1 pseudogene is annotated in these 253 nt (G+C 41.5%); it reads right to left on the reverse strand.

The window, feature by feature from the left end:
* Window positions 1–253 (reverse strand): annotated as a pseudogene (locus tag AB4486_RS28235) (sensor histidine kinase); the annotation flags it as partial.

Raw genomic sequence — 253 nt, forward strand, 5'->3', positions numbered from 1 at the left:
TTTCTAGATACCCCAATACACTCGACAATGGCGTTTTCAAATCATGACTGAGCTGTAATAAGCTTTGTCTTCGATGTGACGACTGATATTCAAGTTGCAAAAATTGCTGTTGAATGTGCTTCGCCATCAACTGATACGAGCGTGCAATCGGCACCAATTCTGGTACTTGATGAATGAAGTTCGGGTCCAATCGAAAATCTTGCTCTGCTTGTTGTTGCAGCTTGTTTGTAACTTCTTCGATAGGGTTTAAGAG

It is taken from the genome of Vibrio sp. 10N.222.55.C6 (assembly GCF_041473395.1).
Taxonomy (GTDB): domain Bacteria; phylum Pseudomonadota; class Gammaproteobacteria; order Enterobacterales; family Vibrionaceae; genus Vibrio; species Vibrio crassostreae_C.